Source organism: Allomuricauda sp. ANG21, from assembly GCF_040705235.1.
Taxonomy (GTDB): domain Bacteria; phylum Bacteroidota; class Bacteroidia; order Flavobacteriales; family Flavobacteriaceae; genus Flagellimonas; species Flagellimonas marina.
Genome location: NZ_JBFCVT010000005.1, coordinates 207,197 through 221,774 on the forward strand (window position 1 = coordinate 207,197; position 14,578 = coordinate 221,774).

The following is a 14,578-nucleotide window of genomic DNA, read 5'->3' on the forward strand; positions in this document are numbered from 1 at the left end:
TATTTTGTTAACAGGGGGTGAATAACTGGGGCAATCTGCGTTAAAGAAAGTTAAAGTTATATTTATGAGATCGTTATGGGCGATTAATCCATTAAAATCGTTAAGATTTCTAGGGCAGCATCGCTGATTTTTGTTCCGGGTCCAAAAACGGACACTGCACCCTTGTCCAAAAGATGCTTATAATCCTGTTTTGGAATAACACCACCTACAATGACCATGATGTCTTCCCTTCCTAGTTTTTTGAGTTCTTGAACTACTTCGGGAACCAAGGTTTTATGCCCCCCGGCCAAGGATGAAATACCTAGAATGTGCACGTCATTTTCCACGGCTTGTTTGGCTACTTCGGATGGAGTTTGGAACAACGGACCGATATCCACGTCAAAACCAAGGTCCGCATAGCCGGTAGCGACGACTTTTGCACCGCGGTCATGCCCATCCTGGCCCATTTTGGCCACCATGATTCGAGGTCTTCGACCTTCTTGCAATGCGAATTCATCGGCCATTTTTCGGGCCTTTGCAAAACTTTTATCGTCTTTGATTTCTTTGGAATACACGCCGGTAAAGGATTGAATTTTAGCTTTGTATCGTCCGAAAGCACTCTCCATGGCATCGCTGATTTCACCCAATGTAGCACGAGCTTTGGCCGCTTGTACCGCTAAAGCTAACAAATTTCCGCGGTCGGTTTGGTTTTGAGTGGCTTTTTTGGATGCGATACGGATGGCTTCCAGGGCTTTTTCTACCTCGGATGCATTACGGGTGGATTTAATTTTCTCTAGTCGAGCCATTTGTTGTTGGCGGACTTTTGCATTGTCCACTTCCAATATTTGAAGCTCATCTTCATGCTCCAATCGATATTTGTTCACACCCACAATCACATCTTGACCACTATCGATGCGAGCCTGTTTTTTGGCGGCGGCTTCTTCAATCCGCATTTTGGGAATCCCTTTTTCAATGGCTTGGGTCATTCCCCCTAATTTATCCACCTCCTCAATCAATTTCCAAGCTTCTTCCGCGATTTCTTGGGTAAGTTTTTCCACTACGTGGCTTCCGGCCCAAGGATCAACGGTACGGGTAATGTGGGTTTCTTGCTGTAAATAAATTTGGGTGTTCCGAGCAATCCGCGCTGAGAAATCTGTGGGTAAAGCAATGGCCTCATCCAACGCATTGGTATGGAGACTCTGCGTGCCACCAAAAGCTGCTGCCATGGCCTCAATGGTGGTTCGAGCCACATTGTTGAAGGGGTCTTGTTCGGTCAAGCTCCAGCCACTGGTCTGACTGTGCGTACGGAGCATGATTGATTTTTCATTTTTGGGATTGAATTGCTTTACCAATTTTGCCCAAAGCATCCGACCGGCCCGCATTTTGGCAATTTCTGTGAAATGATTCATACCAATGCCCCAGAAAAAGGAGAGTCGCGGGGCAAATTCATCTATTTTTAACCCCGCTTTGATTCCCGTGCGAATGTATTCAATCCCATCGGCCAAAGTATAAGCCAATTCCATGGCGGCAGGGGCGCCTGCCTCGTGCATGTGGTACCCAGAAATACTAATGCTATTGAATCTGGGCATATTTTGACTGGCAAACTCAAAAATATCGGCCACTAATTGCATGGATGGAGTAGGAGGATAGATATAGGTGTTCCGCACCATAAACTCCTTTAAAATATCATTTTGAATGGTTCCCGAGAGTTGTTCCATGGAAACACCTTGCTCTTGGGCGGCCACAATGTAAAAGGCCATAATGGGAATAACGGCCCCGTTCATGGTCATGGAAACGGACATTTTATCCAAGGGAATGCCATCGAACAAAATTTTCATATCCTCAACAGAATCGATAGCAACTCCGGCTTTGCCGACATCGCCAACAACGCGTTCATTATCAGAATCATATCCGCGATGGGTGGGGAGGTCAAAGGCTACGGAAAGTCCTTTTTGGCCTGCCTCCAGATTTCTTCGGTAAAAGGCGTTGCTTTCCTCCGCGGTGGAGAATCCCGCATATTGACGGATAGTCCAAGGTCTGCGAACGTACATGGTGGAGTAGGGGCCACGTAGGAATGGAGAGATACCTGCAGCAAAATCTGAATGAGTAAAGTTAGGAGTTTTGAGTTTTGAGTTATGAGTATTATCCGACTCTGAACCCTGAACTCTGAACTCTGAACTCAATTCCAACTGTTGAAGGTCTTTTCTACTCATCGTTCAATCGTTTTTGTTCAAGGGTTTCTGCCAATCGTTTTTCGATTATGGGCTCCATCAAGGTTTTTCTGGGCTGAGTCTTTACAAAAGGATACAGTTCCAGATTTTCCTTCATACGGTCTTGCTTGTTTTGGTACTTGTTGGTTCCGACGAGAACGAGCTGAGACTCATCAAACCATTGTTGTTCCTTGGCAGCACTTTCCTTGATTTTTTGATGAATGGTTCCTTTTTTCAACGCATCCAAAAAACCACCTGATTTTTCAATCTGTTTGAAAAGAGTCAATGCTTTTTCGGCCAATTGCTCGGTGAGGGATTCAATGTAATAGGTTCCTTCGGAAGCTTGGGCAGCCGTCTTAAAATAACTTTCTTCCTTCAGCAGTAACAATTGATTTCTTGCTATGCGTTCCCCAAAGTCGTTGTCCTTATGGTAAATAGCATCGTAAGGGAGATTGCAAATGGTATCGGCCCCACCCAAAACGGCAGACATACTTTCCGAAGTGGTCCTAAGCAGGTTCACATTGTAATCGTAAAGCGTTTTGTTCCGTTTTGAGGGCAAGGCCATAATGTGGTAATCGCTTTCAACACCATATGCTTTTGCTATACTGTTCCATAGCCAGCGCAGTGCCCTGAGCTTGGCTATTTCAAAGAAATAGTTGCCGCCAACAGCTACTTTAAAAGTGATTGGGAAATGTCCCTCGACTGCGCTCGGGATGACATTGCTTAAATGATTCAAATATTCGTTGGCATGGGCCAACCCATAGGCCAATTGCTGCACCATATTGGCCCCAGCATTTTGATAAAGGGATAAATCAACTCTAATGGCCTTAATACCTGTTTTTTTTGATGTTACGGATTGGATTTCTTCCAAAATGGCATGATCTTTATCCAAACTATGAAACCAATTTCCGCTTCGGGCGAGGTTTCCAATAATATCAATGTTCAGGTAAACTTGGACCGCATTGTCCCCAAGATAGGTCATCAATTTTTTGATGGGTCCCGCGGCCAAAAACTGAAAATTAAAATGAATGGGAGTGTCTTCCAAATCAATGCCCTTCAACAAGGTGGCAAAATCAATAGTTTCATTCGGAACCGTGAAAACCAAACTTTCCACCCCTTTTTCCAGGATTTCCAAAGCTTTGGTATTGGCTTTGTTGGCATCTCCGGCATAAAGGGTCTGTGCAATATGCCAACTATGATTTTTAGGAAGATGGAAGGTTTTTAATCCCTCTAAATCCTCGGAATGGTAAAACGGTTTTACGTTGATGCCCTCCAAGGATTCCCAGACCAAAGTGTCGTTATAATCTGCACCTTTCAGGTCAAATTGAATCTTTTGCTTCCACTGTTTTGCAGAAATCGGGGGGAATTCATCAGACAAACCGACGTTACTCATCTTCCTTGTTTTTTAAGCTGTCTTCATATTCAATCAAGAAAATTTCTTCTTTTTCCTTTTTCATATAATATTTTTCCCGGGCAAACTTTTCAAGCTCTTCTTTATCCGATAAGGTTTCCAATACCTTCTTATCTTTTTCAATCTCACCCTTCAGGAATTCTTTCTGTTCCTCCAGTTTCTTTATTTCGCGTCTGAGTTCCAAATGAATCAACAGTGAATTCGTATCAAAAAAAGCCATCCAAATCACAAAAATGGTCAATACCAAAATGTACATATTGGTCATGAGCTTAAACCATTTTTTTTGTCGCAATTCCTTTAGCCCCATACTTACACCAATTTATTGTTGATAATGGTCCTAACCATATCCACGGCCACCGTGTTGTAATGGTTGTTGGGGATAATGATGTCCGCAAATTCCTTTGACGGTTCAATGAATTGCTGGTGCATGGGTTTTACCGCGGTCTGGTAACGGGTCAGTACTTTTTCCAAATCGTGGCCCCGTTCGCGAATATCACGTTGCAATCGTCGTATCAATCGTTCATCCGAATCCGCATGCACATAAATTTTAATATCGAACATATCCCGCAACTGTGGATTGCTCAGTACCAAAATGCCCTCTACGATCATTACCTTCCGTGGAGGCGTAGGGATGGTCTCTTCCAAGCGGGTTTCTTCAACAAACGAATAGACCGGAATATCCACCGTTTTCCCTTGTCGTAATTGCTTTAAATGCGAGATCAACAGGTCAAAATCAATAGAATTAGGGTGGTCAAAATTTATTTTCCCGCGTTCCTCCCTCGTCAAATGAGAAAGATCATTATAATAGGAATCTTGGGAGATTACACCTACTTCGTTCTCCGGCAATTGGTCCACAATTTGGTTGACAACCGTGGTTTTCCCACATCCAGTGCCCCCCGCTATCCCTATGATAAGCATTTATATTATTTTAATTTCAAAAGTAAGCATTTGATAAGATTTGTCATCAACCTATGTTTTTACATAGTTCAGGCTTATTTTCTATAAAATGCATGTCGGTTATCGTAAACCCCGAAAGTTAATGGCGGTAGCTTTGTGTGGGTTTGATCTTAATCTTATATTTAGCTAGGTAACCCATGACATTTTTTTATGGACGATTCATACACAGTCAAGATTGATGGTAATTTCGACTTTCCTCTTTCCAATGGCGATGTTTCCCAATTGGACATCATAAAGTCTAAAAAGGACAGTTTTCATATTTTAAAGGAGGACATATCGTATCACGTTAAAATAGTTTCTTCGGATTTTACCAGGGGACTGTACACGGTCAATGTCAATGGGAATGAACATGAAGTTTCCATCCATACTCCATTGGATGATTTGATCCAAAAAATGGGATTTGCCATCAATGGGGCCAAGAATATCGATTCCATTGCAGCCCCCATGCCGGGGTTAATTTTGGATATTTCTGTGGAAGAAGGCCAAGAAGTCAAGGAAGATGAGCAACTCTTGGTCTTGGAGGCCATGAAAATGGAAAATAGTATTACCTCCCCCAGAAACGGTGTCATCAAGAAAATTGCCGTAAACCAAGGTGATGCCGTGGACAAAAAGCAACTTTTGATAGAATTTGAATAATATCCCATGAAAAAAATAGTCATCGCCAATCGGGGTGAAATAGCGCTTCGTGTTATGAAAACTGCCAAAAAAATGGGTATTCGTACCGTTGCGGTTTTTTCTGAAGTGGACCGAAATGCACCCCATGTACTTTTTGCTGATGAAGCTGTGTGTATTGGCCCGGCACCATCCAATCAATCCTATTTAAAAGGAGACAAAATTATAGATGTGGCCAAAAAACTAAAGGCAGATGGGATTCACCCAGGCTACGGTTTTCTGAGTGAGAATGCTGATTTTGCCGAAGCTGTTGAAAAAAGTGGTCTAATTTTCATTGGGCCTAAATCCAAGGCCATCCGGATTATGGGGAGCAAATTGGCGGCAAAGGAGGCCGTAAAGAAGTACGACATCCCTATGGTACCGGGTGTGGATGAGGCCATAAGCGATGTCTCCGAAGCCAAAAAAATTGCCAAGAACGTCGGTTATCCAATTTTGATAAAAGCTTCGGCCGGTGGAGGTGGAAAGGGAATGCGGATTGTTGAGAAAGAAAAGGATTTGGAATCGGGGATGAAACGGGCCATTAGTGAAGCTACGTCCGCCTTTGGCGATGGCTCTGTTTTTGTGGAAAAATATGTGACCTCTCCACGACACATTGAGGTACAGGTCATGGCCGATACCCATGGCAATGTGCTCCATTTTTTTGAACGGGAATGCAGCATCCAAAGACGCCACCAAAAGGTGGTGGAAGAAGCACCATCATCGGTTCTTACCCCTGAGCTTCGGGAGAAAATGGGCGTAGCCGCTACCAAGGTAGCCAAAGCCTGTGATTATGTGGGTGCCGGTACCGTGGAGTTTTTAATTGATGCCGACCTTAATTTCTATTTTCTGGAAATGAATACCCGTTTACAGGTGGAACATCCAGTTACTGAATTGATCACTGGGGTGGATTTGGTGGAATTACAGATAAAAGTGGCCCGTGGCGAAGCACTTCCCATGAAACAAGAGGATTTAAAAATTCATGGACACGCCTTGGAGCTTCGGGTGTATGCAGAAGACCCTTTGAATGATTTTCTACCCAGCGTAGGCATTTTGGAGACCTATGAATTGCCTGAGGGCGATGGAATTCGGGTGGATAATGGCTTTAGGGAAGGCATGGACATTCCCATTTACTATGACCCCATGCTTTCCAAACTGATTACCTATGGTAAAACCCGGGAAGAGGCCATGGAGTTGATGCTGGAAGCTATTCAGGATTATAAGGTGAAGGGCGTTCAGACCACATTGCCCTTTGGAAGTTTTGTCTTTGCCCACGAAGCCTTCCGTTCAGGGAATTTTGACACCCATTTTGTAAAAGAGCATTATTCTCCGGAAATAATCCATCAAAAGAATACCAAGGAAGCTGAAATTGCTGCACTGGCTGCCCTATTTCAATATTTTGAAGACAAGAAAACACTACAAATTCCTATAAATTGAGCTCAATGGACCCCAAAATAAAAGCACTGGAAGAGAAAATGGCCCTGGCCCGTTTGGGTGGTGGGGAAAAGCGCATAGAAAAACAGCACCAAAAGAAAAAACTTACGGCAAGGGAGCGCATCTATTATTTGTTGGACGAAGGCTCTTTTGAGGAAATGGGCATTTTGGTGACCCACCGTACCACTGATTTTGGTATGGACAAGGAAGTTTATTATGGGGATGGTGTGGTCACCGGATATGGAACCATTAATGGTAGATTGGTATATGTATATGCCCAAGATTTCACGGTTTTTGGCGGTGCTTTATCCGAAACCCATGCTGAAAAGATCTGCAAGGTGATGGATTTGGCGGTGAAAGTGGGTGCGCCTATCATTGGATTGAACGATTCTGGCGGTGCACGAATTCAGGAAGGTGTGCGGTCCTTGGGAGGATATGCCGATATTTTTCACCGAAATGTGCAAGCTTCGGGTGTGATTCCGCAAATATCTGCAGTTATGGGACCTTGTGCTGGAGGAGCAGTGTATTCTCCGGCCATGACGGATTTTATTATCATGGTGGAGGAGGCCAGTTATATGTTTGTGACGGGTCCCAATGTGGTAAAGACAGTGACCAACGAAGAGGTGACCTCGGAGGAATTGGGGGGTGCCAGTGCACATGCCGTTAAATCGGGGGTGGCTCATAAAACTTCGTCCAATGATGCGGCTTGTTTGGATGATATCAAAAAATTAATGACGTACTTGCCCCAGAATAGTACAGAGTTGCCACCACTTCTAGACTATGAGTTGGGAGAGGAACTTCGGGATGAGCTGTCCAATATTGTCCCGGATAATCCCAATAAACCGTATGATATGTATGAAGTGATCAACGGGATTATCGATTTGGACTCCTTCTACGAAATCCACAAAGATTATGCTGAAAATATCATTGTGGGCTTCGCCCGATTGGGGGGGCGCAGTATTGGTGTTATAGCCAATCAACCTATGTTCCTAGCAGGGGTTTTGGATGTGAATAGTTCTCGAAAAGCAGCCCGTTTCACCCGTTTTTGCGATGCTTTCAATATTCCCTTGTTGGTCTTGGTGGATGTACCTGGATTCTTGCCCGGAACGGACCAAGAATGGAGTGGCATTATTATGCAAGGTGCTAAATTGTTGTATGCGCTAAGTGAAGCGACAGTGCCACGGGTTACCGTCATCACCCGAAAAGCCTATGGCGGTGCATATGATGTAATGAATTCCAAACACATAGGGGCCGATTTCAATTTTGCTTGGCCTTCGGCTGAAATCGCTGTGATGGGAGCCAAAGGAGCTAGTGAAATCATTTTTAGGCGGGAAATTGCCGCTTCGGAAGACCCGGATGCCAAATTGAAGGAAAAAGAAGCCGAGTACGCGGAAAAGTTCGCCAACCCGTATCGTGCTGCAGAACGCGGGTTTATCGATGAGGTGATTCTACCAAAAAACACCCGACGAAAATTGCTCAAAGCCTTCGCCATGTTGGAAAAGAAAAAGGTGGACCCACCGAAGCGGAAGCATGGGAATATTCCGTTGTAAACTACGTACCAAAAACATAACACTAATACTTTCTTAAAAGCTTCACCAATCCATGGGGTATGTCTAATTTTGCACCATGCAAAAAGAAAATCAGAAGCCCAACTTTGAATTTATCGCATTAATGGCTGCTTTGATGTCCATTGTAGCACTGGCCATTGATGCAATTTTACCTGCAATTTCCAATATAGGCATTGCCATAAATAGCTTGGATTCTACCGATAACCAAATGCTGGTGACCATGATTTTTCTGGGACTAGGGCTAGGGCAGTTGTTTTTTGGCCCTCTTTCCGATTCCTATGGAAGAAAACCCATTGTTTATTCGGGTTTTGGCCTGTTTTTGATAGGAAGTATTATCTGTTTGTTTGCTCCGTCATTAGCGATTATGATTGTTGGAAGAATCCTGCAAGGAATTGGACTTTCCGCTCCTAGGACCATGGCTATTTCCATTATTCGTGATACGTATGTAGGCGACTATATGGCCAAGGTTATGTCTTTTGTGGTAGCCTTCTTTATTTTGGTGCCCGTAGTGGCCCCCGCCATTGGAAAGGTCATTTTGGATGCTTTTGGATGGCAGGCCATTTTTTATGTCCAGCTTATTATCGCCCTTATTGTTGCGATTTGGTTTTGGCAAAGACAATCGGAAACCTTGCGGCCCGAACACAAAATTCCTTTTTCAAGTCATGTGTTCATCGATGGACTTAAGGAATTTATGAAGTACAGGGAAACGGTAGCCTTTACTGTTATCTCAGGGTTGGTCACAGGTGCTTTCTTGGTCTATTTAAGTTCGGCCCAACATATTTTTGAAGATATCTATAGCTTAAAAGAAACCTTTCCCTATATTTTTGCGGGATTGGCCATTTCCATTGGTCTCTCCACATTTTTAAACGGAACTTTGGTAATGCGCTTTGGCATGCGGAGACTGTCTTGGATGGCCACTTTGGCATTTACCATCATTGGGTTGATGTATACTGTTATGTTCTTGAATTCGCCAAACCCCAGCATTTATGTATTGGTGCCCTTTCTATCGGCACAATTCTTTTGTTTGGGTTTTATGTGGGGGAATTTCCGTTCCATTGCCATGGAACCCATAGGTCATATTGCTGGAATCGGGGCAGCCATTAACGGATGCGTTTCAACAATAGTGGCCATTCCAATTGCAACTTTTATTGGAGAATTTGTAGAGCACAGTGTTTGGCCCCTTTTTGTAGGATTGGGTATTTGTGGTCTAGCTTCGCTTCTTATTTTTACGATGGTAAAAAGACCTAAACGTTTGGCGACAGTTTAGGAGGTTTCGGGAAAGAAAACTTCACCACTGCAAGAGTCTTCCCTTGCTCCCGTAACGGAGCTCAACACATTGGTGGTGCCTTTCAGCCGTAGAACCCCCATAAGCGCAAAAACAAGAGCTTCTTTGTAGGCAACCAAGATTTTGCTTGGGACGACTACTTCTATGTTTGCCCCTAGTTTTTCTTGGAGGGTATCGATGAAAAATTGGTTGAGAGCGCCACCGCCGGTGACCAGTAATTTGTTTTTTGGTTGATTGGTATGTTTATGTACTTGCAAAGCAATCTGCTCGCAATTGTGGTGGATAAACGTATGCAAAAGGTCGGTTTCCGAACTTTCTGAGGCTTCAATTAATGGGATAATTTTGGAGGTAAACCATTCATACCCTGTAGATTTGGGGTAGGGTAGGCGATAATAGTCAAGACTATTGAGTTTTTTTAGCAACGGTTCATCCAATTTTCCACTTCGGGCCAGTTTTCCGTTTTCATCATAATCCATACCCATTTTATGGGTAATGTAATTCAGGGGCATATTGGCCATTCCAATATCGTAAGCAATTCGTTTACCCTCTTTTTCAAAAGAAATATTGCTGATGCCCCCTAAATTCAGGCAGAAATCATAGTCATGGAACAAAAGCCGGTCACCGATGGGGACCAAGGGTGCCCCTTGTCCACCCAAACCAACATCTTTTGTCCTAAAGTCGCACACTACTTGTTTACCGGAAATATTGGACAAAATCTGACCATAGCCCAATTGGAAAGTAACCCCATCTTCCGGTCTGTGGTGGGAGGTATGTCCATGGCTGGCAATGAAGTCAACTTCAATATTACTTTCCTCTATAAAAGCCTCCGCTTGTTCCCCCAGCCATTTCCCATAATCTTCATGGAGTTGGGCGTGGTCTTCTTCGGACAAGTAAATGGCATTTTTGAGGTATTCGCGCATCTCCTCGGAATAGGGAATCTCTTTAGTTTGTTCAATGGTGAATTTCCATCCATTTGTCTCTTCCCAAATATGACAATAGGCCATATCCAGTCCATCTAAAGAGGTGCCGGACATGAGTCCCAGTACTTTATATATGCTCGTGTTCATAGTTTAGTAATCTTAATGAGTAAGGAAACTGGCTTTTTTGCATCGTTCACAATTTCTTTTAAGGAAAATTGGATTCCTTCTATACAATTCAGCTCGGTGATCCAATCTTCAAGGGTTCTTGCATACCACGAATGCCCGTCCTCAAAGTTCCCCGGAAGTCCTTTCCATGAGTCGGACAACCATTGACTTTGGTACGCCAATTCATTTTGAATCAAAAAGTACGGATGTAAGGTTTGTATGATGATGCTTCCTTTTTTGGAAATATGCTTCAAGGTATTCTCTAGTAGTGGAACCAAGTCTTCTTTTAAATAGAGGCAAAAATTGAATATGGCTGCATCAAAGGGGCCATTGGGGATGGGTGTGCCTGCTACAATAGCTTCAAACGTAAGCACATGATAGGCCTCATGACCTTTGTTTTTCGCTTCTTGGATTAGGGTTTCAATGGCATCAACCCCTGTGGCTTCCCAACCCATTTTTCCCATTTCGCGGGTCAACCAGCCTTCACCGCAGCCCACATCGACTATTTTTTGGCCTTCCAAGGTTTTTAGGGTCTCCAAAATAGCTGGATTTGTAAATTTTCGTGAAGGAATGGCATTGCTTTGTACCGTTTTGATCCATTCCGATGCATTTTTCTCCCAAGAAGTGATGATTTCTTTTTTCATAGCTGAGCGAATTTAAGTTTGATGGGAAGTCTACCTTGAGCTATGGATGCTCCTTTAAAATGCAAAAAAGCTTCCTCTTGGAATTCCACATAATCTTGATAGACCTCCACCACATTGGAACTGGATGTCAACTTCAAAATATCCAATACGTAAGGGTTCCCAAAAAGGTAAATCAATACATTTTTTTCTGTAATCAATTGTTGAATGAAGGCCAATAGTTCAGCATCAAAACCAAACTGATTCTTAGGCTTTACCGCAGGTGGAAAAAGAGCAAGAACCACATTTTGATGTGTGTTGAGTTTCTTTTTCACAGTTGACAAATGGGTGGTCAATTCCCATTTCTTCTGACCATAAGCTTCCTCTAAATGTTTTGAAAAGATATTTTTTTCCTCTACAGCCAACGAAAGATTCAAGAAAGAAGAATTCTTTATTTGTTGCACCAGTTCGGAACTGGTATACAGCTCTGTAATGGTATTTTGGGCAAGCACCCTGTTTAATTGGGAGGCATTTTCAGTGCTATTGCGTTGGACGTTCTTTTCCTTTACAAAAACATTCTCCTTAAGCTGCCAAATCCGTTTGAAGCTTTCCTCAATCCGGTTTTCGGAAGCAGTATTCGATATCATTTCAATGCCTTCAAGTGGATTTTCGCTAAAACACAGCATGTCCATTCCTGCAGCAAAAACGGTGGCCTCCAATTTCCCTTTTTCTGGATATTTTCTGGAAACGGCATGCATGTTCAACGCATCCGAGATGATTACGCCTTCAAACCTCATTTCCTTGCGAAGTAATTCTGTAATGATTTTGAAGGAAGTTGTGGAAGGTTCTTTGTCATCCAACTGGGGTAACAATAAATGCCCCACCATTACGGAGTCAACTCCTTTTTGAATCAATTCTTGAAATGGGAATAGTTCATTTTCCTTTAGTTCTGCCAGAGATTTATCAATGACAGGAAGTCCCAAATGGGAATCGGTGGCGGTGTCACCATGTCCTGGAAAATGTTTGATGGAATTAAGGATTCCTGCGCTTTTCATTCCCTTAACATACGCTTCAGCCTTGGCACAAACCTGTACTTTGTCATCGCCAAACGAACGATAACCAATTACTGGGTTTTCAGGATTACTGTTGATGTCCACCACAGGAGCAAGATTCCAATGGATGCCTGCTTCCCTGCAATCCAAGCCAATTTGTTGTCCCACCTCAAAAATGAGTTCGTCATTGTTTTGGATAGCCCCTAACGTAATGGCATAGGGGTATTGAGGGGTGTTTTCAATGCGCATGGCAAGTCCCCATTCGGCATCCATGGCTATCAGCAAAGGATATTTTACAGCGTTTTGATAGCGGGCGATGAGATCTTTGAGACGGTCATAGCTTTTCTCATTATGGAGAACTGCTTTCTTGCCTTCAAAATTGGTGGCTGCACTGGCCCTGCTATGAAAAAAGCACAATGCGCCAATATGGTGTTTCTGGATAATTTGTTCCATTTCCTGGACGGCCTCTTCGGTATCATTAATGAACACGGCCAACATGAACAATTGCCCCACTTTTTGTTGGATGCTCAGTTGTTGATTTGCGATGGAATATGGAGGTATTTCTTTATACATTTGATTCAATGGTTTTTTTGCCGTAATCGGCAGGATACTTTAAGAATTTGAGCACTAAAAAGGCGGGAATGGCAGCTATTACCACCCAGATGAAGAAACCATCGTACCCCAACCACTCCTGAATGTAACCACTTACCATTCCCGGAAGCATCATGCCCAAGGCCATAAACCCGGTTGCAATGGCGTAGTGCGAAGTTTTTGAGATGCCTTCGGCCACAAAGATGAGGTACATTAAAAAGGCAGTAAATCCGAACCCATAGCCAAATTGCTCCAGAACCACGGTTCCCACCACCGCGTAGATGCTGGTTGTTTGGGTTACGGCTAAAATGGCATACAGGGCATTGGGTAGGTTAAGTGCCAACAACATGGGCAACATCCATTTTTTCAATCCATCCCGGGAAATCAGAATACCCCCAACAATTCCGCCAAGGGATAGCATGATAATGCCAACTGTGCCATAGATGGTGCCCACAGCTTCTGTGGAATATTCCAAGCCGCCAACTTCCAACTTATCCAATAGGAAAGGCGAGGCCATTTTTACCAACTGTGATTCACCCAATCGATAGGTGAGGATGAACAACAGCGCAATTCCAATTTGATTTTTCTTAAAAAAGGATGCAAAAACCTCTAAAAACCCTTCGGGCTTCTCGGCGGGCTCAACTTTTGTGTTTTCAAACTTGGGCGTGCTAAAAAAATTGGCAATGGTCAATATGAACATAAGAGCTGACGCACTGATCATAGTCAACGACCAAGCTTTGGTGTTGTCTCCGTATTTATTCTCCAAAAATCCAGCAAAAATGACTAAAAGCCCTTGCCCGGTAACCATTGCCAACCGGTAAAAGGTGCTTCGAACCCCTATAAAAAAGGATTGTTTTTTTTGGGTGAGGCCCAACATATAGTAGCCATCCGAAGCGATGTCATTGGTGGCAGAAGCAAAGGCGGCCATCCAAAAGAAGGCTAAAGTGATGATAAAGAATGAATTGGAGGGAAGGAAAAGACCTATGCCCAAAAATGCCAATGAGATTATGAGTTGCATCACCAAAAACCAAGTCCTTTTGGTGCCATTCAAATCCACAAGAGGGCTCCAAAGTGGTTTTAGCACCCAAGGTAGATACAGCCAGCTGGTATATAGTCCAATTTCAGCATTGCCAATACCCAAACGTTTGTACATGATCACGGATACGGTCACAACCAAAATATAAGGGATTCCTTGGGTAAAATAGAGGAAGGGAATCCAAAGCCATGCATTTTTGTCCTTAGGCGCTACGTTCATCCATTATGTTTTAAAAGGTTCTGATAAATACTTTTTTCGGAATTTGCTATTACCCTTGCATTGACTGCTTTTTCGTAATAGTGGGTTGGACCAACCCCTCCGATGATGGCGTAGGCATAGCCCATTTCGCGGAGTGCGACAAGCGATTTCACCAAAAGTACTTTTCCAATGTCCTTGCCGCGTTCTTCCGTAATGACCCCTGTTGGGCCAAAAAAGTTCTTCGCAGTGGACTCAAAACATGCAAAACCGAGCAAGGTCTGCCCACGTTGGGCCACAAAACAGTTTACAGGAAGCGAACTAAAGGCTGCTTCAGTCTCGTCTGCCCAGTTAATGCTAAAGTGCTTTTTAACCCAGCCGACAACAATACTTTTTTCGGGTGGAATAGGTCTTCTGAATACCACTTTTTCAGATTCCAGCAGCTCCTTTTCCTTTTCTGAAATATCCGGAAGGTCAAAAAGCCTTACGAGCATGTCTTGCATGTTG

General features: G+C 43.4%; 13 protein-coding genes. 4 read left to right on the forward strand and 9 right to left on the reverse strand.

The window, feature by feature from the left end; all coding sequences use genetic code 11:
- Positions 1–83: 83 nt before the first annotated feature.
- The 4 genes from scpA to udk are packed head-to-tail and all read right to left on the reverse strand — an operon-like array spanning position 84 to position 4,518.
- Positions 84–2,192 (reverse strand): methylmalonyl-CoA mutase, encoded by a 2,109-nt coding sequence (gene scpA / locus AB1A65_RS08900; protein WP_366587982.1) that lies wholly within the window; start codon positions 2,190–2,192, stop codon positions 84–86.
- The gene (locus tag AB1A65_RS08905) at positions 2,185–3,582 is read right to left on the reverse strand and encodes a methylmalonyl-CoA mutase subunit beta (RefSeq protein ID WP_366587984.1); all 1,398 of its coding nucleotides are present in this window, start codon (positions 3,580–3,582) and stop codon (positions 2,185–2,187) included. Before AB1A65_RS08905 ends, scpA begins: the two co-directional genes overlap by 8 nt.
- Positions 3,575–3,907: a septum formation initiator family protein gene (locus AB1A65_RS08910; protein WP_366587986.1), complete on the reverse strand. Its 333-nt coding sequence runs from the start codon at positions 3,905–3,907 to the stop codon at positions 3,575–3,577. Before AB1A65_RS08910 ends, AB1A65_RS08905 begins: the two co-directional genes overlap by 8 nt.
- A gap of 2 nt (positions 3,908–3,909) precedes the next feature.
- Positions 3,910–4,518, reverse strand: a complete 609-nt coding sequence (gene udk, locus AB1A65_RS08915; RefSeq protein WP_366587989.1) for a uridine kinase — start codon at positions 4,516–4,518, stop codon at positions 3,910–3,912.
- Between the two features lie 189 nt (positions 4,519–4,707).
- Here udk and AB1A65_RS08920 point away from each other — a divergent pair, with 189 nt between their 5' ends.
- From AB1A65_RS08920 to AB1A65_RS08935, 4 genes are all read left to right on the forward strand, one after another.
- A complete protein-coding gene (locus AB1A65_RS08920; RefSeq protein WP_366587991.1) occupies positions 4,708–5,193 on the forward strand; it encodes a biotin/lipoyl-containing protein in 486 nt (161 codons plus the stop codon).
- Positions 5,194–5,199: 6 nt separating this feature from the next.
- The gene (gene accC, locus AB1A65_RS08925) at positions 5,200–6,642 is read left to right on the forward strand and encodes an acetyl-CoA carboxylase biotin carboxylase subunit (protein WP_366587993.1); all 1,443 of its coding nucleotides are present in this window, start codon (positions 5,200–5,202) and stop codon (positions 6,640–6,642) included.
- Positions 6,643–6,647: 5 nt separating this feature from the next.
- Positions 6,648–8,189 (forward strand): acyl-CoA carboxylase subunit beta, encoded by a 1,542-nt coding sequence (locus AB1A65_RS08930; protein WP_366587995.1) that lies wholly within the window; start codon positions 6,648–6,650, stop codon positions 8,187–8,189.
- A gap of 76 nt (positions 8,190–8,265) precedes the next feature.
- Complete coding sequence (locus tag AB1A65_RS08935; protein WP_366587998.1) at positions 8,266–9,474, forward strand: multidrug effflux MFS transporter; 1,209 nt, start codon at positions 8,266–8,268, stop codon at positions 9,472–9,474.
- Here AB1A65_RS08935 and AB1A65_RS08940 read toward each other — a convergent pair.
- The 5 genes from AB1A65_RS08940 to AB1A65_RS08960 are packed head-to-tail and all read right to left on the reverse strand — an operon-like array spanning position 9,471 to position 14,574.
- Complete coding sequence (locus tag AB1A65_RS08940) at positions 9,471–10,559, reverse strand: anhydro-N-acetylmuramic acid kinase (protein WP_366588000.1); 1,089 nt, start codon at positions 10,557–10,559, stop codon at positions 9,471–9,473. The two genes, AB1A65_RS08935 and AB1A65_RS08940, sit on opposite strands and share 4 nt — an antisense overlap.
- Positions 10,556–11,221 (reverse strand): class I SAM-dependent methyltransferase, encoded by a 666-nt coding sequence (locus AB1A65_RS08945; protein ID WP_366588002.1) that lies wholly within the window; start codon positions 11,219–11,221, stop codon positions 10,556–10,558. Before AB1A65_RS08945 ends, AB1A65_RS08940 begins: the two co-directional genes overlap by 4 nt.
- On the reverse strand, positions 11,218–12,822 hold the full coding sequence (locus tag AB1A65_RS08950) for a glycoside hydrolase family 3 protein (RefSeq protein WP_366588004.1): 1,605 nt from the start codon (positions 12,820–12,822) through the stop codon (positions 11,218–11,220). The genes AB1A65_RS08945 and AB1A65_RS08950 overlap by 4 nt, the downstream gene beginning before the upstream one ends.
- Positions 12,815–14,095 carry an MFS transporter gene (locus AB1A65_RS08955; RefSeq protein WP_366588006.1) on the reverse strand — a complete coding sequence of 427 codons (1,281 nt, stop codon included), beginning with the start codon at positions 14,093–14,095 and terminating at the stop codon, positions 12,815–12,817. The genes AB1A65_RS08950 and AB1A65_RS08955 overlap by 8 nt, the downstream gene beginning before the upstream one ends.
- Positions 14,092–14,574, reverse strand: coding sequence for a hypothetical protein (locus tag AB1A65_RS08960; RefSeq protein WP_366588008.1), 483 nt, complete (start codon positions 14,572–14,574; stop codon positions 14,092–14,094). Before AB1A65_RS08960 ends, AB1A65_RS08955 begins: the two co-directional genes overlap by 4 nt.
- Between the last annotated feature and the right edge of the window lie 4 nt (positions 14,575–14,578).

Excerpts from the sequence above, each read along its gene's own strand:
- AB1A65_RS08930 (WP_366587995.1), top strand. The coding sequence starts at position 6,648 with ATGGACCCCAAAATAAAAGCACTGGAAGAGAAAATGGCCCTGGCCCGT.
- AB1A65_RS08960 (WP_366588008.1), bottom strand. The coding sequence starts at position 14,574 with ATGCAAGACATGCTCGTAAGGCTTTTTGACCTTCCGGATATTTCAGAA.
- accC (WP_366587993.1), top strand. The coding sequence starts at position 5,200 with ATGAAAAAAATAGTCATCGCCAATCGGGGTGAAATAGCGCTTCGTGTT.
- AB1A65_RS08910 (WP_366587986.1), bottom strand. The coding sequence starts at position 3,907 with ATGGGGCTAAAGGAATTGCGACAAAAAAAATGGTTTAAGCTCATGACC.
- udk (WP_366587989.1), bottom strand. The coding sequence starts at position 4,518 with ATGCTTATCATAGGGATAGCGGGGGGCACTGGATGTGGGAAAACCACG.
- AB1A65_RS08940 (WP_366588000.1), bottom strand. The coding sequence starts at position 10,559 with ATGAACACGAGCATATATAAAGTACTGGGACTCATGTCCGGCACCTCT.
- AB1A65_RS08945 (WP_366588002.1), bottom strand. The coding sequence starts at position 11,221 with ATGAAAAAAGAAATCATCACTTCTTGGGAGAAAAATGCATCGGAATGG.
- AB1A65_RS08950 (WP_366588004.1), bottom strand. The coding sequence starts at position 12,822 with ATGTATAAAGAAATACCTCCATATTCCATCGCAAATCAACAACTGAGC.
- AB1A65_RS08920 (WP_366587991.1), top strand. The coding sequence starts at position 4,708 with ATGGACGATTCATACACAGTCAAGATTGATGGTAATTTCGACTTTCCT.
- scpA (WP_366587982.1), bottom strand. The coding sequence starts at position 2,192 with ATGAGTAGAAAAGACCTTCAACAGTTGGAATTGAGTTCAGAGTTCAGA.
- AB1A65_RS08935 (WP_366587998.1), top strand. The coding sequence starts at position 8,266 with ATGCAAAAAGAAAATCAGAAGCCCAACTTTGAATTTATCGCATTAATG.
- AB1A65_RS08905 (WP_366587984.1), bottom strand. The coding sequence starts at position 3,582 with ATGAGTAACGTCGGTTTGTCTGATGAATTCCCCCCGATTTCTGCAAAA.
- AB1A65_RS08955 (WP_366588006.1), bottom strand. The coding sequence starts at position 14,095 with ATGAACGTAGCGCCTAAGGACAAAAATGCATGGCTTTGGATTCCCTTC.